This is a genomic window from Flavobacterium sp., assembly GCF_004211145.1.
GTDB lineage: Bacteria > Bacteroidota > Bacteroidia > Flavobacteriales > Flavobacteriaceae > Flavobacterium.
On the sequence record NZ_SEBS01000017.1, the window covers coordinates 39,439 to 58,579 of the forward strand.

Genomic DNA, 19,141 nt, shown 5'->3' on the forward strand with positions numbered 1-19,141 from the left:
CACCTTGCACAAAAAAAGATGTTGAGGAAAATCGCTATCATTTCGTTCGCAATTTCGATTTTGGGAATGATTTCGCAATTGCTGCCGCAGTCGGCGATCCGATATTCGGGCTGGATGAATTTGGTGTATGTTGATTCGTTGAAATCGGGCATTACGTTCGGGTTCAACGTATATCAATTTGGTTTGTATTTGTTTTTCTTCTTCGGCAGCTTGATTTTTTGGCGCACGAATTTTCGGGAATCGCGCATCGTCAAGTTTATGTTTTCGATGATGGTGTTTTCGAAAATTTTGGGTTTCCTGTCAATCATAATCAGCATTTCGTCATTTGGTGCTGTCGGTATTGCGAATCCGATATTCGTAATTTCGATGCTGGTTACGCTTGGGTTGACATTTATGTCGTTCGTCTTCCTGAAAGCATTGCAGGAAAATCAGCAGGCTTCGTTTGTTGAAAATCAGTATGAAACATCGTCGGTCAAGATCTATGACGACGCATCGCGCGGCAAACGTTTGCTGAATTACATCGTCGACATTTTATTGATTGTCGCGTTCTTTTGGCCTTTGTTCGAATTGCTGATAAACACGCGGTTTTTTCAAAGTATCGCGCGTAGCATGGAAGACATTTTAGGCGACCGTGTCAGCGTTTGGATCTTGTATTTTATTTGTAGTCTTTCTTACTATTTATTTTTCGAGGGAATTTTCGGCGCAACACCGGGCAAATTGTTGTCAAATACGATAGTCACCATCGACGACGGCGAAAAACCGCAATTCTCAAACATCTTCACGCGCACACTTTCACGTTTCGTACCGTTTGAAGCATTTTCGTTCCTAATGAATGCCAACTGGCACGATCGCTGGTCGCAAACGCAAGTAACAAGATTGGAATCGACGGGCTTTAAAACGAGAAATTATTGGTTTGCATTTTTAGGAACGATTGCCATTTGCATATTTGGAGTGTTTGCGTACAACGCCGTCGAAAAGAACATTTCGTTAGTAGAATTTGAACGGGAACAGCACGCGCAACAAGATGAATTCAATGAACGGCTGAACAATCTCGATACAAATAATTTGATCCGACTATACGATTTGAATTACGGTCCCGAAATTGTCCTGAAAGTCGAAAAAGTCAACGGTGCAACGGTAACGGCTACGATGATCGAGGAAATTCCGACCGATTCAGTGGACCGCAATATCCCGCAGGATGCGTATCGTCTCGAACAATATTACCGACTGCACAAAAGCAAATTCAAACAAATTCAAATTCAAATAAGCGCGCTGAAAAGAGGCGTGCTTGCTGAAGACGATCGTACGTCAAAAGGATTCGCAGTTCCGCAAAAAACGTCGAACTATCGAATCGCCAAATTTTTTGATCTGTATAAACCCGATTTAAATATTGCCAGTACCGACATTGCAATCGATCCCGAAGGCAAGCAAAGCAACGACGCGCATTATTTACGCCTCACCAACAGTGCTTGGACGGCGCGACTGATCGACGTTAAAAGCGACGACGACGATGCGAAATGGTCGTTGGGTTACGGCCAGTTACCAATGCCGATCTCAAGAAACTCGGCCCAACTTGTCATCATGGGAAAAGGCGACGTGCTCGACGCGTTTGAAGTCGAACTCACGTTCAAAGACACGTTGGAACGCACGAGCCGCTACAAATTATCGCGCGAAAGCAATGTTTCTCAAGTCGTGATTTCGCCGATCAAATAATGTTTCGATAGTTCCGATTTGACCGAGTCGCCGACTTTCACGCATCAGCATCTTGCACTTCAGCACTTCTCTACTATATTTGCCCTTTCCGAAATCAAATGCGTCAATTTTTCCGTATCGTTATTTTACTGCTCTGCGCGAGTTCATTCGCCCAGGAAGCGCCTGAAACGACCAACATCGAAGTTTCGTATTTCCGCGGAAACATCTACAAACACACCGACGACATCACGCATTTGATCACCGGCCATCCTGAAGGCGTGCTGATTTCGTTCAACCGCCAGACTTTCGGCGAAAAGGAATGGCAACAGGCCTACAATTATCCTGATTACGGGATGTCGCTGCAATACCAGGATTTCAAGAACGAATATTTGGGCGAGGCATACGCGATCGGGTTGCACTACAATTTTTACTTTTTGAATCGACATTTACAGTTCCGGATTTCGCAAGGCGTCGGTTTTGCCACGAATCCGTACGACAAGGAAACGAATTTCAAAAACAACGCGTTCGGTTCTCGCCTCATGAGCAGCAATCTGTTCATGCTCAATTTCAAGAAGGAAAATCTCGTCGGGCGTTTCGGGGCTCAGGCCGGAATGATGTTCACGCATTTCTCGAACGGACGCATCAAGTCGCCCAACAGCGGCATAAATACGTATGCGGTGAACGTCGGGGTGAATTACAACATCGACGAGAAACAGCCCAAATATATCCGAAACGATTCCATCGACAACAAATCCTTCCGCGAGCCATTGCGCTACAGTTTGTATTTCCGATCGGGCGTAAGCGAAAGTCCGATCACGGGCAGCGGACAATATCCGTTTTACCATATCGGTTTGGCCGTCGACAAACGCCTCGGACGCAAAAGCGCGCTGCAATTGGGTGCCGACGTCTTCTTCTCGAAATACCTGAAAGAGTTTATCCGATATTCGTCGGTCGCCTATCCCGATCGTCCGTATCTGGATCCCGATACCGATTACAAGCGCGTAGGTGTTTTCGTCGGACATGAATTGTTTATCAACCGATTGTCGGTCGAGGCGCAACTCGGCTATTACGTCTACAAACCTTTCGATTACGAAATCGACTTGTACCAAAGGCTTGGCGCGAAATATTACGTCAGCAAAAACATATTTGGCGGCATAGCCCTAAAAGCGCACGGCGGCAGGGCAGAAGCGATAGAAGTCGGAATTGGAATTCGCATTTGACATGAAAAAAATAGTTCTTTTACTGGTTTTGATTCTTGCTGCGAGTTGCGGTGTGAACGACAATTGCATAAAAAGTACGGGCAAGGTCGTGACCAAACCGATCGACGTTTCACAAACTCCATTCACGAAAATTTCAGTGTTCCCGGGCATCGCGCTTGTCGTGAAACAGGGCGACGACTATGCGATGAGCATTCAATCGGGTGAAAATATAATCGACGACGTGAGCTTTAAAGTCCAGGACGGAATGTTGACATTGAAAGACGATTCGGGATGTAATTTAGTGCGTGCATACGGACAGACAAAAGTGTTCATCACGGCGCCGAACCTCGAGGAAATCTACTCGAACACTGAGAAAGACATCGTGTCTGACGGCGTGTTGACGTTTCCAACGTTGCGATTGTTCTCGATGGATTTCTTTGACGGCGTCGGGACGGGCGATTTTCACATCGCGGTCAACAACGGCCAGCTGGTCATTGAAAGCAACCACGTCGCGGCCTTTTACATAACGGGTCAAACGGATCAGCTGCTGCTCAATTTCTACGACGGCATCGGGCGTTTTGAAGGAGCCGATTTCCTCGCCGACGAGATCAAGGTCTTCCACCGCGGGTCAAACGACATGATCGTGCATCCGACGCAGACGATCTCGGGAAATATTTACAGCACGGGCAACATCATCTGCAAGTCGCAGCCAGCAAATGTTGACGTGGTCGAACATTGGTCGGGAAGATTGATTTTTGAATAATCCGAATTATTTCTTCTTCGTCATCTCTCGGAACACCGATTCCAGATTTTCCTTTTTCTGGTTCAACTGCAACGTCTTCAAGCCGTTTTGTTGCGCGAAATCGAAAATCGCCGAACGCATGTCGTTTTCAGTCGCGAACGTCAATTCCCAAATATTTCCCGAAACGTTTTTCGAATATTGAAGATTCGGGATCGTGTCTATAGTTTCTTGCGAGACAACTTTATCGAATTCCACTTCGATGATCTGTTGCGAGACTTCGGTCAGTTTCTCGATCTGTTTGTCGGTCACGATCCTGCCGTGGTCGATGATGATCACGCGGTCACAAATCGCCTCGACTTCCTGCATGATGTGCGTGGAAAGGAAAACTGTTTTGTCTTTTCCGGCGTTTTTGATCACCGATCGGATCTCGACGAGTTGGTTCGGGTCGAGCCCGGTTGTCGGTTCATCGAGAATCAGAACGTCGGGATTGTGCAGAAGCGCGTTCGCAAGCCCGACGCGTTGTCGGTAACCCTTTGAAAGTTGTCCTATTTTCTTGTGGCTCTCAGGCGTCAGACCCGTGAGTTCGATGACTTCCTCGACGCGCGATTTCTTCACGTTATAGACGTCGGCGTTGAAATTCAAATATTCACGAACATATAAATCGAGGTACAACGGATTGTGTTCGGGTAGATATCCGACTGATTTCTGCACCGATTTTTCATCGTCCGAAACATCGAAACCATTCACGGCCGCGCTGCCCGAATCGGCGTTTATGTAAGTGGTCAGGATTTTCATGAGCGTGGATTTTCCGGCGCCGTTCGGACCTAAAAAACCAACGATTTCGCCTTTCTTGACAGAAAAGGAAACATTGTCGAGCGCTTTTTGCGTCCCGTAACTCTTGGAAATGTTGCTGACTTCGATTGACATAGAGGTTTGTTTTAATTCGGGCATCGCCGCGAGTGAAGCAAAAGTAACAAAATAACGCGCATTCACTTTGCAGATTGTGCTTGTATTTGCGCTTTGGTTGCGAACCTCCTAAAAATTTCAAAAAATCCCGGTTTTAGGCAATCGCGTAAATTTATTTTGCTACTTTAGCCGCAAGCAAGTATAAAAATGAACAGCAACTGGTTTTATTTTAGCAATTCTTATTATTTCCGCAAGGGAACCGGGATTGTTGTATAGTTGCTCTAGTTGATTATTAATTCAAGAAAACGATACGAATCCCGACTCCAAGTCGGGATTTTTTTTTGGCTCTAAAAAGAGTTTTACAAATGGAAACAGATTTAACAATAGCGATTCAGGGTATCAAAGGTTCGTTCCACCATCAGGTTGCGGGCGAATACTTTGGGCAAAGTGCGCTCGACGAATGCATGTCGTTCGAATCGTTGGTGCGTTCGTTAAAAGAAAACCGCGCCCATAAAGGCGTGATGGCGCTCGAGAATTCGATTGCGGGTTCGATAATCCCGAATTACGCGTTGATCGATAAGAATGATTTGCACATTATCGGAGAACATTACTTGAACATTCACATGAATTTGATGGCGCTTCCGGGGCAGAAAATCGAGGAAATCACTGAGGTACATTCGCATCCGATCGCGTTGTTGCAATGCGGGGTTTTCTTTGCGCAATATCCGCACATCAAGTTGGTTGAAAGCGGCGACACGGCCGAGACCGCAGAACGCATCAAGAAAAACAACCTCAAGGGAATCGCGGCAGTCGCGGCTCCGATTGCGGCCTCGATGTACGATCTCGAAATCCTCGCACCCGGAATCCACACCGTCAAAAGCAACATGACGCGTTTCGTGATCGTGAAGACGCAGAATAAGGTAATCCCGAAAGAGGAAATCAACAAGGCTTCGATCAAATTCGAGCTCGACGATACGCCCGGAGCTTTGGCGTCGGTGCTCAATATGATGACGAGTTCGAAGTTAAACTTGACGAAAATCCAATCGATGCCGATCATAGAAACGCCTTTCCAGTATTCGTTTTTCGTCGATGTCGTATTCGAAAAGTATAAACATTATGAGAAAGCGAAAAAGATTTTGGAATTGATGACGACGCATTTCAAAGTGCTTGGCGAGTACAAGGCTGGCATTCGATGACGATATGACTTCAAAGTTCGAAATCCATTGATTTATTGGACATTCAAAGAAGACAAGCATGACCTATAGCGTCATTTACAAAAAAAACCAAAACTTCGTGCCTTCGTGCCTTCGTGGCAAAAAAAGTAGCGAACTACGAACGCCGAATACCGAATAACGAACGCCGAACAACGAATAACGAACACCAATAGTTCAAAGAATGATACAGTTAGCAAACAGATTAAACACCGTCGAAGAATACTACTTCTCCCAAAAACTACGCGAGGTCCGCGAACTCATCGCCGCCGGAAATCCCGTAATCAACATGGGAATCGGTAGTCCCGATTTGCAACCGTCCGAAGCCGTGATTTCAGCGATAAAAGACGCGATGTCTGACGCCGGAGCGCACCAATATCAATCGTATCAAGGTTTGCCCGAGCTCAGGAAAGCGATCGCAAATTTCTACAAAACCCAATTCGATGTCGACGCCGATTTCAATTCGGAGATTTTGCCGCTCATGGGTTCGAAAGAAGGCATCATGCACATTTCGCTCGCATTTTTGAACGAAGGCGATGAGGTTTTAATCCCGAACCCGGGTTATCCGACGTATTCTTCGGTGACGAATCTCGTCGGTGCAATCCCGAAATATTACGACTTGACCGAGAATCTGGATTGGCAGCCCGATTTCGATGCTTTGGAAAATCAAGATTTGAGCAAAGTTAAAATCATGTGGGTGAATTATCCGCACATGCCGACGGGCGCGCGAGGTTCCTTGGAATTGTTTGAAAAACTGATCGCTTTCGCGAAAAAGCATTCAATCCTGATCGTAAACGACAATCCGTATAGTTTTGTGTTGAACGATGCTCCGATGTCGATTTTCCAGGTTAAAGGCGCGAAAGACGTTGCACTCGAATTGAATTCGCTTTCGAAAACGTTTAACTTATCAGGCTGGCGCGTCGGGTTCGTCATCGGGAACAAATCGTTGGTCGACGCGGTTCTCAAAGTGAAAAGCAACATGGATTCGGGTATGTTTTACGGCATTCAGAAAGGCGCGATCGCTGCACTTGAATCGGGAAAGGAATGGTTCGAGAAGCAAAACGAAATTTATAAACGCCGACGCGATTTGGTTTTCAAATTTGCGGATTCGTTGGAATGTTCGTACGATACGAATTCAGCGGGAATGTTCGTTTGGGCGAAATTGCCATCGCACATTACAAACGCTGAAGCTTTCGTGGATAAATTGCTGTATGAAAAGCACGTGTTCATTACGCCGGGATCGATTTTCGGGAGCAACGGAGACGGCTATATCCGATTTTCGCTGTGCTTGTCTGAGGAAAAAATAGAGGAAGTACTAATTAGATTTGAACAGAAATTAGAGATTTAGCCGCGGACTTAAATTTAGCCACGGATACACGGATTTTCACGGATAACGAAGACTGAAAGTTTTTTCTGAAAATCACTTTAACGCAAACCAAATCCGTGAAAATCCGTGTATCCGTGGCAAAAATACACCACGCAAGAAAAAATAAAAAACTTAGAGCCTTCGTGACTTCGCGTCTTCGTGGCAAAAAAATCAAAACTAAAAACAAAAAGACAAAATGGAAAACGATAAATCACTCCGCAACTGGCTCGATGCCTTAAACTTAACTCATCCACTCGTAATCGCCGGCCCGTGCTCCGCCGAAACTGAAGACCAAGTCATGCAAATCGCGCGTGAATTGAAAGAATCCGATGTTTCTTTTTTCCGCGCCGGAATCTGGAAGCCAAGAACACGTCCCGGAGGATTCGAAGGCGTCGGTGCGATCGGACTCAAATGGCTCCAAAAAGCAAAAGCAGAAACAGGTTTGCCGATGGCCGTAGAAGTCGCGAATGCAACCCACGTGAAATTGGCGCTTGAACACGACATCGATGTACTTTGGATCGGAGCGCGCACGACCGTAAATCCGTTCGCCGTCCAGGAAATCGCAGACGCCTTGCAGGGAACCGACAAAATCGTGCTCGTCAAAAATCCCGTAAACCCGGATTTGGCGCTGTGGATCGGAGGGATCGAACGTTTGTACAACGCCGGAATCCGCAATCTAGGCGCGATCCACAGAGGATTTTCAACGTACGAAAAAACGAAATACCGCAATATTCCCGAATGGCAACTGCCGATCGAACTGCAAAGTAAATTCCCTGATTTGCCGTTGATAAACGATCCGTCACACATCACGGGAAGACGCGACATGATCAAGGAAGTCGCCCAACAGGCGCTCGATTTAAACTTCGACGGATTGATCATCGAAACGCACATCGACCCTGAAAACGCTTGGAGCGACGCCGCCCAACAAGTAACGCCGACAGTCCTGAAAAAGATTTTCGAAGATCTGCGCATGCGGAAAATGACGATCGATGAGGACGATTTCAATTCAAAAATGAACAATCTCCGTGCAAGCATCGACATCGCCGACACGAAAATCCTCGAAATCCTGGGCAATCGAATGAAGGTCGCCGAACAAATCGGACAACTCAAGAAAGAAAAGAACGTCGCGATTTTACAAAACAAACGCTGGAACGAAATCCTCGACAAGATGATTGCCGAAGGCGGCAGCAAAGGCCTTACCGAAGACTTCGTATTGAAGATTTTCAAGGCGATCCACCAGGAAAGTATTACGCATCAGGAGAAGGTGATGAATGGATAATTAGAAAATTAGAAAATTAGCGGATTAGCGAATTAGGCGATTCGACGCGACGACTTTTAGGAAATTTGGCCTTGCGAGAAAGTTTTTTAAAGTTTCGGGACATTCGCTAATCCGCTAATTTTCTAATTCGCTAATTTTGCGGCATGACAGGAATCGTTTACAAATCAACGGGAAGCTGGTACACGATCAAAACGGAATCGGGTGATTTTCTCGATTGTCGTATCAAAGGCAAGCTTCGTATTTCGGGAATCCGAAGCACGAATCCCGTGGCCGTGGGCGATGTCGTCGAATACGAACTCGACAAAAGTACCGACGAACACCGTGGCGTGATTACGAACATCAACGATCGCGACAATTATATCGTGCGCAAATCGGTAAACCTGTCCAAACAGATCCACATCATCGCGGCCAACGTCGACCAGGTTTTTTTGATCGTGACGATAAACAACCCGACGACCACGACGAGCTTCATAGACCGCTTCCTCGTTACCGCCGAAGCGTATGACATAAAAGCCGTTCTCGTATTCAACAAAATCGACACGTTCGACGATGCGATGCTCGACGAGCAATTGTATCTGCAACACATTTATACTCAAATTGGGTACGAATGCCTGCGGGTTTCGGCGACCCAAAACAAAGGAATCGACAAGTTGCGCGAGAAAATGACGGGAAAGACGAGCATGTTCTCAGGACATTCGGGAGTCGGGAAATCGACATTGGTAAATGCGATAGAACCGACACTCGACTTGAAAACCAAGGCAATTTCACTGCAACACCAACAAGGTCAGCATACCACGACGTTCGCCGAAATGTTCGATTTGTCGTTCGACGCCCGAATCATCGACACTCCGGGAATCCGCGGCTTTGGAATCATCGACATGGAAAAGGAAGAAATCGGCGATTATTTTCCCGAATTCTTCGCACTCAAACAAGACTGCAAATTCAACAATTGCCTGCACAAGGACGAGCCGAATTGCGCCGTGAAAGAAGCGCTCGAAAAAGACGAGATTTCGTGGTCACGATACAAAAGCTATATCCAAATCCTTGAAGGCGAGGATGAAAACTATCGCTCGAACGACTTCGAGGACGAGCGCGCCAAAAATGAACACGAGCAATGAGAGTCGTCGTTCAACGCGTTTCTGAAGCCTCGGTGACCGTCGAAGGCGAAAAAATAGCAGCCATTGAGAAAGGCCTTTTGGTTCTCGTCGGGATTGAAGATTCAGACGCGAGCGAAGACATCGACTGGTTGTCGGCCAAGATCGCAAACCTGAGGATTTTTGGAGACGAGAACGGCGTGATGAATTTGTCGGTCAAGGAAATCGCAGGCGACATCATCGTCGTAAGCCAGTTCACGCTTCACGCACTTACCAAAAAAGGCAATCGTCCGTCGTACATCAAGGCATCCAAACCTGAAATCGCGATTCCGTTGTATGAACGATTCGTAGCCGAACTCGAGTTCGAAACGGGCCGAAAAGTCCAAACCGGCCGATTTGGCGCCGACATGAAAGTCGCACTTTTAAACGACGGTCCCGTCACGATCACAATCGATTCAAAAAACCGCGAATAGTACTTGCTCAATTCAGAAATTGGATTACTTTTGAAACACCACAAAAGTTAAAGATTTCCAAATTTCCACTCGAATCCTCCATTGTTCACAAACAACTGGAGTAATACATTATTGTGTAAGATGAAAATGAAAATGGTCTTTTGCCTTTTGTTGCTGTCGGCGGCATTGCAGGCGCAAAAATTGGAATATGCCGTGTTGGCGATTCCTGAGAATTTAAAGGAAAACGCAAATGCGGTGGTTCGTCATAAGAAGGTCGATGTCTTCGTCACGTCGAGGAAGTCGATAACGGTCAAGACGACCAGTGCCATTACCGTCTTAAATGAATCGGGTCTTTCGCGAATAGGCGCGATTGAAACCAGGGATGTGAAATCGATCGGAGCCACGCTGTACGACGCGCTTGGTTTCGAGATCAAGAAATTCAAACGCAAGGATTTTCATGAGGTGGCTGCCGATGACGGAGCGATGATATCAGATAACAAAAGGACGTTTCTCGACTTTACGCCTGTCAGCTATCCGTTTACGATCGTCTATGAAAGCGAGATTTCAGATTCCAATACAGCTTTTATTCCATTGTGGTTTCCATTGAATCGTACGAACATGGGCATCGAGCGCAGTGAACTCAACATTACGTGCGCGCCCGAGTTGGGCCTCAGGTACAAAGAGGTGAATTTCGAGGGCTATGGTATCGCAAAAAAAGATATTCCGAACGGCATGAGTTACTCGGCCACGAACTTGTCAGCATTTCGCGACGAGGCATATTCTCCTTCTGCTTCACGATTCTTGCCGCATGTCTTGTTCGGGCTCGATTCGTTTAATCTTGAAGGTCTTGACGGAAGTGCCACGACATGGAAAGATTTCGGCAGTTGGGAATACTATAATCTTATCTCAGGTACCGATGAACTTGCCGACGAGACCAAAGCGAAAATTATAGCGCTGGTCGGACAGGAAACCGATCCCATAAAAAAGGCGAGGATTGTTTACAAATACGTACAGGATAAGACGCGATACGTCGGAATACAACTAGGAATAGGCGGTTTCAGACCGATGAAGGCGAAAGATGTCGAACGACTTGGATACGGCGATTGCAAAGCCCTGACGAATTATACACGGAGTTTGTTGAATGTCGTAGGCGTGCCATCATATTATGCGGAGCTTTACGGCGATCGCAATAAAATGGACCTGAATCCGGATTTTGCAAGCGTTCAAGGAAATCATGTCATCCTCGCGATCCCAATCGCCAACGATTATGTTTGGCTGGAATGTACAAGCCAAAAAGCGCCTTTCGGATACTTGGGTAATTTCACTGACGACCGGATGGCATTACTCCTCAAGCCGAACGGCGGTGAACTCGTGCGGACCAGCGTCTACAAAGACAACACGCAAATGTCGAAAGGAACTTATGTGCTTGACGAAAACGGAACGATCAAAGGGAAAGTCGAAATAAAATCCAAAGGCATCCAATTCGATAATCGCATGCATTTGTCATCAGAATCGGCTGACGAGCGCAAGAAATTCTACAAGGATTATTTTGGCATCAACAATCTCGTGCTTGAAAAAATTGACGTTTCCTCGAACTCTGAAAATGTCGAGTTCCTTGAAAACATAAGCCTCAACGCTGAGCGTTACGGAGAGCTTCGCGGCAACAGGCTGTTCTTTCCCATCAATGCGTTTAATAAAGTGCTTACCGTGCCGCAACGTTATCGGGCGCGAAAGAATCCGTTCGAGATACAACGGCCGTACACTGATTTTGACGAGGTGACGGTCGCTATTCCGCAAGGTTTCTCGATCGAGGCAAAACCTGAGAATATCGTGATTTCAGATAAGTTCGGCGATTATAAAATGGAATATCTCGTGGTCGATGCCCGACAAATCGTCTACAAGCGATCGCTCACGGTCAAAGATGGTTATTACAAGAGCGAGGAGTACGAGAATTTCAGGAAATTCATGGAGCAGGTCGCAAAGGCCGACAATTCAAAAATAGTATTGGTTAAAAACTAAATCATGAGAAAAATCATCTACTTTATTTTACTGCTGACTTTTTCGGCGAATGCACAATACAAGCTCGGCAAAGTGACCGTCGATGAATTGAAGGAAAAAGTCTGTCCGACCGATACGTCGGCAGCCGCAGCCATTTTGTTCAAGAAAGCCGATATCTCGTGGACGATCAATCCTGACGGCTACTGGAACGTGGTAACCGAAACCAAAGTGAAGATCAAGATCTACAAGAAAGAAGGCTACAAATACGCCAATCACGAAGAAAGTTATTACACGGGAACAAATAGTGACCGAATCGATTTCGACGATGCGGCGACCTATAATCTCGTCGACGGAAAGGTTGAAAAGACGAAACTCAAGAGCGAAGGGGAATTTACCGAGAAAACCGCCGAGAGCTGGAAGACGAAGAAAATCTCGCTTCCAAATGTCAAGGAAGGTTCCATCATCGAATATTCCGTCAGATATACGACATACAGGCTTACTACGTTCGGCGATTTTTACTTCCAATACGACGTACCCGTAAATTATATCGAATACAGGGTCGCGACGCCTGAAGATTATGAATACAACAGGTTTCTTGGCGGATACCTGCAACCTGAGCAAAAAGACGAAAAGCTTTTGGATGTCGCCGGTCGCTTCAACCAATTCCGGACAACATTCTCGATGTCGAATGTCAAGGCGATGAAAGATGAGGATTATGTGAACAATATCGATAACTATCGCTCGCACGTTACGTACGAACTGTCGTCCAAGAAGAATAAGGGCTTCGTCGAAAAGCTCGCGACTGACTGGGCTTCGGTGAGTAAAAATATATATGAGGACGAGGATTTCGGGCCGCAGTTGCGCAAAGACAGCTATTTCGAAGAAGACCTGAAAGTAATTCTGGACGGTGCGAAAACACCCGATGAAAAAATGAACGTCATTTTCAAATTCGTGCAATCGCGCATGGTTTGGAATGAAAGAAACAGTTATTACTGTCGGGATGGCGTCAAAACCGCATACAAGAACAAAACCGGAAATGTCGCTGAGATCAACCTGATGCTTACCGCGATGTTGCGCTACGGCGGCCTGACGGCAAATCCGGTCATCTTGAGTACGCGCGCAAACGGTATCGCGCTTTTCCCGAGCCGGACCGCTTTCAATTATGTGATCGCAGCCGTGGAAACGCCGCAAGGCCAAATACTTCTCGATGCGACTAGCAAAAATTCATTGCCGAATGTACTGCCTTTCCGCGTTTTGAACTGGAACGGACGGATTATCCGCAAGGACGGAACATCGGCCGAGGTAAATTTAATGCCCGACAAAAATTCGAAAGAAGTCGTGAACCTGTTGGCGACGATAGACTCGAAAGGCTCCGTTTCCGGGCAAATGCGCGATATTTACAGCGATTACAACGCCTATAGCTTCCGTGAAAATTATTCGGGAGTCGCCAAGGAAAGCTATCTGGAGAAATTGGAGAAACGATATAATGGAATTTCGGTGAACGATTATTCGGTCCAAAACGACCGCGAACTCGAAAAACCGGTTATGGAAGCCTACACGTTCACGCATGATAACGTCGTCGAGGTCATCGGAGACAGGATTTATTTTTCGCCCATGCTTTTCCTGGCGCGTGAAAATAATCCGTTCAAGCAGGAAGTCAGGGAATATCCGGTCGATTTCGGGTTTCCTTACCAGGATCGTTACTCGATTACGATCAATCTTCCCGATGGGTACGTGGTCGAATCGACGCCTTCGCCGGGATTGATTTCGACCGATTCAAATATCGGATCCTTCAAATATAACATCGCAAGTAATGGAAAGCAGATTCAGCTCTCTATCGTGCACGATATGAATTTCGCGGTCGTTTCGCAACAACATTACGAAACCCTAAAGATGTTCTACAGGGAAATGATCGCCAAGCAAAACGAGAAAATCGTCCTGCGCAAATCCTGACGTATGAGAGTTTGCGTGAGCCTCATTCTAGTCGGAATCCTTATTCTGACGAATTTTTCGGGATTTGCCCAAACGCGTGAAATCGGTAAAGTAACGATCGGAGAACTTGAGCAAAAACGGCACGATAACGATACGTCGGCGGTTGCGGCCTATTTGTTCAAACGCACGAAAGTAAAATATGGGCGGGACGGGCAAGGCTACATCGAAGTCATTACCGAAACGCAGGCAAAGATCAAGATTTACGACAAAAAGGGTTACGACTACGCGAATTACGAAGATTATTTTTTCGCGTTTGGCGGAGATAAAATCACCGTGAAAGAAGCGGCTACGTACAATCTTGTCGACGGGAAGATCGAAAAGACGAAGATGAAAAGCGAGAGCGAATTCGAGACAAAAGTGACGAAAGGCCTGCGTTCTAAAAAATTCACGTTGCCCAACGTCAGGGAAGGTTCCATCATCGAATATCGCGTGATAAAACGATCGGGCGGAATCAGCAAACTCAGGGATTTTTATTTCCAACACGAGATTCCCGTCGATTACGCCGAATATCAAGTCAATTTGCCCGAAAGGTTCAAGTACAACAAAATCGTGAGCGGCCATCTCAAGCCGAAACTTGTAGAGAACACCGCATACATAGCCGGCGAAGGAACTCAAATGGTCAGCGTATATTCGATAGAGGACGTTCCTGCTTTGAAAGAGGAGGAATATGTCACCAACATCGATAACTTCAGGTCGCATGTGCAATGTGAGCTTTCAGCTGTCGAAGATTCGTACGGCATCGTCCGAAACGTCTCGAGCGATTGGCCGCTTATCGTAAAAGCGATTTACGAGGACGAGGATTTCGGAACCCAAATCGAAAAAACAGGATATTTTGAAGACGATATCAAGCCGATCCTGGCCAACGCGAAAACGCCGTCTGAAAAGATAAACGCCATTTTTGCGTTCGTACAATCACGTATGTCCTGGAATGAATATAAAGGATTTACGTGCGACGATGGAGTAAAGGCAGCTTATAAAAATAAGGTAGGAAACGCCGCCGAAATAAACCTGATGCTCGTTTCCATGCTGCGTTACGCGGGTCTCGAAGCAAGTCCCATATTGGTCAGTACGCGTGAAAACGGGATTTCTTATTTTCCGAGCGTAATGGCGTTCGACTATGTGATCTGCGGTGTCTGGGACGAAAAAGGGCAGGTGTTGCTCGATGCCACGCACAAATATTCACGGCCGGGAATTTTGCCCGAGCGTGCGATAAATTGGTTCGGGCGGATGGTTTCAAAAAACGGAGCGTACAAAGACATCGAGCTGATTCCTGAAAAACCGTCGAACGAGGTAATCACGTTGCTGGCTGCGCTTGATAAGAACGGTGGCATGAAAGGCAAATTGCGCAATAATTTTTTTGATTACAATGCGATGAGATATCGTGAAAAATATTCGGGATTGAGCAAAGATTTGTGTGCCGAACTTACTGAAAAACGTTTCAACGGAATCCAAATATCGGATTATGAAATCAAAGATCGGGACGATTTGACCAAACCTGTAGAGGAATCGTATACATTTGAACATTCGAACGTCGCCGACGTAATGGGTGATAAGATGTATTTCTCACCAATGCTTTTCCTTGGGCTCGAGAGAAACCCGTTCGTTCAGGAGGAAAGGCAATATCCCGTCGATTTCGTTTTTCCGTACAAGGACAAATTTATAATTAGTATCAAATTGCCTGAAAATTACGTCGTCGAATCGGTACCTCAAGAAACGAATCTTGGTACTGAAACCAACATCGGGATTTTCAAATATTCGATCTTGCCCAAAGGCGATCACGTGCAGATCGTCGTGCAGTACGAAATCAGCACGGCCATCGTGCCCGAGGACGGCTATGAAATTCTCAAGGAATTTTTCAGTCAGATGATTTCGAAGCAGCAACAAAAAATAGTTTTAAAGAAAGTGTAATGGATATCAAAAATGCCCAAATTGAAGTAGACAACTGGATCAAAGACCACGGCGTACGCTATTTCAACGAACTTACGAACATGGCGCAACTCACCGAGGAAGTTGGCGAGGTCGCGCGCATCATCGCACGTCGTTATGGCGAGCAATCGGAAAAGGAGAGCGACAAGAACAAGGATCTCGGTGAGGAATTGGCCGATGTCGTCTTCGTCGTACTCTGTCTCGCCAACCAAACCGGCGTCGACCTGCAAGCCGCTTTCGACAAGAAAATGGACGTGAAGACGAAACGCGACCACGACCGCCATCACGGCAACGAAAAGTTAAAATAGAGAATACGATGGACCCGTATTTCAATAGGCATCAAATGGATTTTATCCGTTTCGGACGACGGGCGACCTTCATCTCGCTTGCCATTGGGAGCACGATCATCGCATGGTATTATCTTACGGCATTTTTGGGAATCGCGTTCGTTGGGATTTTTCATTTGCTGGCGTCGGTTATTCTTAGCAGTTGGGTAATTGTCCGCATCATCGGATTTTACCGCAAACGCAGATCACCTAAGAAAGAAATTCTCGCGACACTCGCGTTTATCGCGTTGAGTTACGCGCTTGCGGCATTTTATCTTTACGTCGGGTTGCGCACGTATTCGAATTCGGAGTTCGACTGATTTCACTTCGGAAAAGACGGAAATTCGCCGTAATTTCGCACCTCGAAACCTTTACAGATGAATCTCGCACTGCGCACGACTCCCGATAGACATTTACTCAACGCGAAGCTTGCCGTCACGGGAAGCAAATCCGAAACGAATCGGTTGTTGCTGCTACAGGCATTATTCCCGCAAATTTCGATCGAAAACATTTCCATTTCTGACGATTCGATCGCGATGACCGAAGCGCTTTCGAGCGAATCTGACAGCGTCGATATCCATCACGCAGGAACAGCGATGCGTTTCCTCACGGCGTATTTCGCGATCCAGCACGGACGAACCGTTACGCTCACGGGTTCGGCGAGAATGCAGGAACGACCGATCAGGATTCTGGTCGAGGCGTTACGCGATTTGGGCGCCGATATTTCGTACGAAAAAAACGAAGGATTTCCACCTTTGAAAATCACTGGAAAAAAGCTCACGCAAAGCAATGTAATACTTGACGCCGGAGTCAGCAGCCAATATATTTCGGCACTTTTACTGATTGCTCCGAAACTCGAAAACGGCCTAGAACTCACGCTCGACGGTAAGATCACTTCGATTCCGTATATCAACATGACCGTCGCGCTTTTGAATGAGATCGGCATCGACGCGAAATTTTCCGAGAATGTCATTTCAATCGAACCCGGCGCCCTGAACCCTGAACCTTGCGCCTTGACAGTCGAATCCGATTGGTCGTCGGCGTCGTATTTTTACTCAATTATCGCTTTGTCCGACATGGGAGCGCGAATCACACTTTCGTCATATAAAGAAAACAGTTTACAAGGCGACAGCGCACTCTCGGAAATCTACAAAGTTTTCGGTGTCGAAACCACGTTCGATGAAAATTCGATCACACTGACGAAAGCGAAAAATTGTCAACTGTCAATTATCAATTGTCAATTAAACCACACGCCCGACATCGCCCAAACGATTGCCGTAACTGCTTTCGGCCTGGGAATCGGTTGCGAACTCACAGGTTTGCACACGCTTAAAATAAAGGAAACCGACCGGCTTGAAGCGCTGAAAACCGAACTCACGAAACTCGGCGCGAAGGTTTCGGTTACCGACGACAGTCTTTCGCTCGAAGCGTCGGGAGCAATAAAATCAGGAATCGCGATCGACACATACAACGATCACAGGATGGCGATGGCGTTCGCTCCATTGGCGTTGAAAACCGAGATTTTGATCAATGACGCCGAAGTGGTTTCGAAATCCTTTCCGACATTTTGGGAAGACTTGAAAGCACTGGGTTTTGTTGTCGGCAATGTTTAGGATTTAGTGTTTTGCAGGTCTAAACGCCAAACCCTAAACAAATAACACAAAACACTTGACAACGCCTATCTCACAATCGTATATTTGCATCCGAAAGCGCGAGTCTTATTTAACTTAAAACCTTGCGCGTCAACTTCTGCATGAAATTATCACATTTCAATTTCAATCTCCCAAAAGATCTTTTAGCCGAATTTCCAGCCGAAAACAGGGACGAATCACGCCTTATGGTCGTCGATCGCAAGAAAAAAACCATCGAACACAAAATGTTTAAGGATGTGATCGATTATTTCGACGACGGCGACGTACTTATTTTGAACAATACTAAAGTTTTCCCTGCGCGTTTGTATGGAAACAAAGAAAAAACAGGTGCGCGCATCGAGGTTTTCTTGCTTCGCGAACTTAACTCGGAGCAGCGTTTGTGGGACGTTTTGGTCGATCCGGCGCGAAAAATCCGTATAGGAAATAAATTGTATTTCGGAGATGACGATTCACTCGTTGCCGAAGTTATCGACAACACAACCTCACGCGGACGTACATTGCGTTTCCTTTACGACGGTTCGTACGAGGAATTCCGCAACAAATTGACCGAACTTGGCGAAACGCCGATTCCAAAATACATCAACCGCGAGGTCGTTCCTGAGGACGCCGAGCGTTACCAGACCATCTATGCCAAAGAAGAAGGCGCGGTCGCGGCTCCAACCGCTGGATTGCACTTCTCTCGCCATTTGCTTAAACGCCTTGAAATCAAAGGTGTTGATTTTGCTGAGGTTACGCTTCACGTCGGTCTTGGAACGTTCAACCCGGTTGAGGTAGAAGATTTGTCGAAACACAAAATGGATTCCGAGGAATTGAAAATCACTCAAGAGGCCTGCGATATCGTGAACAATGCGAAAGCCAAAAAAGGCCGTATTTGCGCGGTTGGGACGACGACGATGCGTGCCATCGAAAGCTCGGTTTCATCGGCAAGAACATTGAATCCGTATGACGGTTGGACGAACAAGTTCATTTTCCCGCCTTACGATTTCTCGATCGCCGACTGTATGATCACGAATTTCCACACTCCGAAATCGACTTTGTTGATGATGATTTCGGCTTTCACAGGTCATGATCTCATGAAAAAAGCATACGACGAAGCGATCAAAGAGGGATATAAGTTTTATTCTTATGGAGACGCGATGTTGATTATTTGAGTTCAAAGTACAAAGTACAAAGTACAAAGTTCAAAGTTCAAAGTACAGAGTGCTAGGTGCAAAGTTTAAATCCCGTTCGAAAGAGCGGGATTTTTTTTTGGATGCGTTTGATATTCAGAAACTTTGAACTTTGAAATCTAAACTTTAAATGAATA

General features: G+C 46.2%; 16 protein-coding genes. 15 read left to right on the forward strand and 1 reads right to left on the reverse strand.

The genetic code is table 11. The annotated features are described in order from the left end of the window. The first annotated feature begins 18 nt into the window (after positions 1 to 18). The 3 genes from EOO50_RS09670 to EOO50_RS09680 all read left to right on the forward strand — a co-directional run bounded on the left by EOO50_RS09670 (position 19) and on the right by EOO50_RS09680 (position 3,654). Positions 19 to 1,713 (forward strand): RDD family protein, encoded by a 1,695-nt coding sequence (locus EOO50_RS09670; protein WP_290839599.1) that lies wholly within the window; start codon positions 19 to 21, stop codon positions 1,711 to 1,713. 98 nt (positions 1,714 to 1,811) lie between these two features. Then, positions 1,812 to 2,912, forward strand: coding sequence for an acyloxyacyl hydrolase (locus tag EOO50_RS09675; protein ID WP_290839600.1), 1,101 nt, complete (start codon positions 1,812 to 1,814; stop codon positions 2,910 to 2,912). A 1-nt stretch (position 2,913) separates the two neighbouring features. Further along, a complete protein-coding gene (locus EOO50_RS09680) occupies positions 2,914 to 3,654 on the forward strand; it encodes a head GIN domain-containing protein (protein WP_290839602.1) in 741 nt (246 codons plus the stop codon). A gap of 6 nt (positions 3,655 to 3,660) precedes the next feature. On the opposite strand, the gene gldA is transcribed toward EOO50_RS09680, so the two are convergent. Continuing rightward, a complete protein-coding gene (gene gldA, locus EOO50_RS09685) occupies positions 3,661 to 4,560 on the reverse strand; it encodes a gliding motility-associated ABC transporter ATP-binding subunit GldA (RefSeq protein WP_290839604.1) in 900 nt (299 codons plus the stop codon). Positions 4,561 to 4,904: 344 nt separating this feature from the next. Between gldA and EOO50_RS09690 the strand changes: the two genes are divergently transcribed. From EOO50_RS09690 to queA, 12 genes are all read left to right on the forward strand, one after another. Continuing rightward, positions 4,905 to 5,735, forward strand: coding sequence for a prephenate dehydratase (locus tag EOO50_RS09690; RefSeq protein WP_290839606.1), 831 nt, complete (start codon positions 4,905 to 4,907; stop codon positions 5,733 to 5,735). A 199-nt stretch (positions 5,736 to 5,934) separates the two neighbouring features. Beyond that, positions 5,935 to 7,098, forward strand: coding sequence for an aminotransferase class I/II-fold pyridoxal phosphate-dependent enzyme (locus tag EOO50_RS09695; protein WP_290839607.1), 1,164 nt, complete (start codon positions 5,935 to 5,937; stop codon positions 7,096 to 7,098). Positions 7,099 to 7,312: 214 nt separating this feature from the next. Continuing rightward, positions 7,313 to 8,395: a bifunctional 3-deoxy-7-phosphoheptulonate synthase/chorismate mutase type II gene (locus EOO50_RS09700; protein ID WP_290839608.1), complete on the forward strand. Its 1,083-nt coding sequence runs from the start codon at positions 7,313 to 7,315 to the stop codon at positions 8,393 to 8,395. Between the two features lie 143 nt (positions 8,396 to 8,538). Beyond that, the gene (rsgA, locus tag EOO50_RS09705; protein WP_290839610.1) at positions 8,539 to 9,513 is read left to right on the forward strand and encodes a ribosome small subunit-dependent GTPase A; all 975 of its coding nucleotides are present in this window, start codon (positions 8,539 to 8,541) and stop codon (positions 9,511 to 9,513) included. After that, on the forward strand, positions 9,510 to 9,962 hold the full coding sequence (dtd, locus tag EOO50_RS09710; protein WP_290839611.1) for a D-aminoacyl-tRNA deacylase: 453 nt from the start codon (positions 9,510 to 9,512) through the stop codon (positions 9,960 to 9,962). Before rsgA ends, dtd begins: the two co-directional genes overlap by 4 nt. Positions 9,963 to 10,088: 126 nt before the next feature. Continuing rightward, positions 10,089 to 11,960: a DUF3857 domain-containing protein gene (locus EOO50_RS09715; protein ID WP_290839612.1), complete on the forward strand. Its 1,872-nt coding sequence runs from the start codon at positions 10,089 to 10,091 to the stop codon at positions 11,958 to 11,960. A gap of 3 nt (positions 11,961 to 11,963) precedes the next feature. Continuing rightward, positions 11,964 to 13,892: a DUF3857 domain-containing protein gene (locus EOO50_RS09720; RefSeq protein ID WP_290839613.1), complete on the forward strand. Its 1,929-nt coding sequence runs from the start codon at positions 11,964 to 11,966 to the stop codon at positions 13,890 to 13,892. A gap of 3 nt (positions 13,893 to 13,895) precedes the next feature. Beyond that, a complete protein-coding gene (locus EOO50_RS09725) occupies positions 13,896 to 15,839 on the forward strand; it encodes a DUF3857 domain-containing protein (RefSeq protein ID WP_290839615.1) in 1,944 nt (647 codons plus the stop codon). After that, positions 15,839 to 16,165: a nucleotide pyrophosphohydrolase gene (locus EOO50_RS09730; protein WP_290839617.1), complete on the forward strand. Its 327-nt coding sequence runs from the start codon at positions 15,839 to 15,841 to the stop codon at positions 16,163 to 16,165. Before EOO50_RS09725 ends, EOO50_RS09730 begins: the two co-directional genes overlap by 1 nt. A 35-nt stretch (positions 16,166 to 16,200) precedes the next feature. Then, positions 16,201 to 16,503, forward strand: a complete 303-nt coding sequence (locus tag EOO50_RS09735) for a hypothetical protein (RefSeq protein ID WP_290839618.1) — start codon at positions 16,201 to 16,203, stop codon at positions 16,501 to 16,503. Between the two features lie 57 nt (positions 16,504 to 16,560). Further along, on the forward strand, positions 16,561 to 17,796 hold the full coding sequence (locus tag EOO50_RS09740) for a 3-phosphoshikimate 1-carboxyvinyltransferase (RefSeq protein ID WP_290839619.1): 1,236 nt from the start codon (positions 16,561 to 16,563) through the stop codon (positions 17,794 to 17,796). A 140-nt stretch (positions 17,797 to 17,936) separates the two neighbouring features. Next, positions 17,937 to 18,986, forward strand: coding sequence for a tRNA preQ1(34) S-adenosylmethionine ribosyltransferase-isomerase QueA (queA, locus tag EOO50_RS09745; protein ID WP_290839620.1), 1,050 nt, complete (start codon positions 17,937 to 17,939; stop codon positions 18,984 to 18,986). Positions 18,987 to 19,141: the final 155 nt, after the last annotated feature.

Excerpts from the sequence above, each read along its gene's own strand:
- EOO50_RS09670 (WP_290839599.1), top strand. The coding sequence starts at position 19 with ATGTTGAGGAAAATCGCTATCATTTCGTTCGCAATTTCGATTTTGGGA.
- EOO50_RS09675 (WP_290839600.1), top strand. The coding sequence starts at position 1,812 with ATGCGTCAATTTTTCCGTATCGTTATTTTACTGCTCTGCGCGAGTTCA.
- EOO50_RS09680 (WP_290839602.1), top strand. The coding sequence starts at position 2,914 with ATGAAAAAAATAGTTCTTTTACTGGTTTTGATTCTTGCTGCGAGTTGC.
- gldA (WP_290839604.1), bottom strand. The coding sequence starts at position 4,560 with ATGTCAATCGAAGTCAGCAACATTTCCAAGAGTTACGGGACGCAAAAA.
- EOO50_RS09690 (WP_290839606.1), top strand. The coding sequence starts at position 4,905 with ATGGAAACAGATTTAACAATAGCGATTCAGGGTATCAAAGGTTCGTTC.
- EOO50_RS09695 (WP_290839607.1), top strand. The coding sequence starts at position 5,935 with ATGATACAGTTAGCAAACAGATTAAACACCGTCGAAGAATACTACTTC.
- EOO50_RS09700 (WP_290839608.1), top strand. The coding sequence starts at position 7,313 with ATGGAAAACGATAAATCACTCCGCAACTGGCTCGATGCCTTAAACTTA.
- rsgA (WP_290839610.1), top strand. The coding sequence starts at position 8,539 with ATGACAGGAATCGTTTACAAATCAACGGGAAGCTGGTACACGATCAAA.
- dtd (WP_290839611.1), top strand. The coding sequence starts at position 9,510 with ATGAGAGTCGTCGTTCAACGCGTTTCTGAAGCCTCGGTGACCGTCGAA.
- EOO50_RS09715 (WP_290839612.1), top strand. The coding sequence starts at position 10,089 with ATGAAAATGGTCTTTTGCCTTTTGTTGCTGTCGGCGGCATTGCAGGCG.
- EOO50_RS09720 (WP_290839613.1), top strand. The coding sequence starts at position 11,964 with ATGAGAAAAATCATCTACTTTATTTTACTGCTGACTTTTTCGGCGAAT.
- EOO50_RS09725 (WP_290839615.1), top strand. The coding sequence starts at position 13,896 with ATGAGAGTTTGCGTGAGCCTCATTCTAGTCGGAATCCTTATTCTGACG.
- EOO50_RS09730 (WP_290839617.1), top strand. The coding sequence starts at position 15,839 with ATGGATATCAAAAATGCCCAAATTGAAGTAGACAACTGGATCAAAGAC.
- EOO50_RS09735 (WP_290839618.1), top strand. The coding sequence starts at position 16,201 with ATGGATTTTATCCGTTTCGGACGACGGGCGACCTTCATCTCGCTTGCC.
- EOO50_RS09740 (WP_290839619.1), top strand. The coding sequence starts at position 16,561 with ATGAATCTCGCACTGCGCACGACTCCCGATAGACATTTACTCAACGCG.
- queA (WP_290839620.1), top strand. The coding sequence starts at position 17,937 with ATGAAATTATCACATTTCAATTTCAATCTCCCAAAAGATCTTTTAGCC.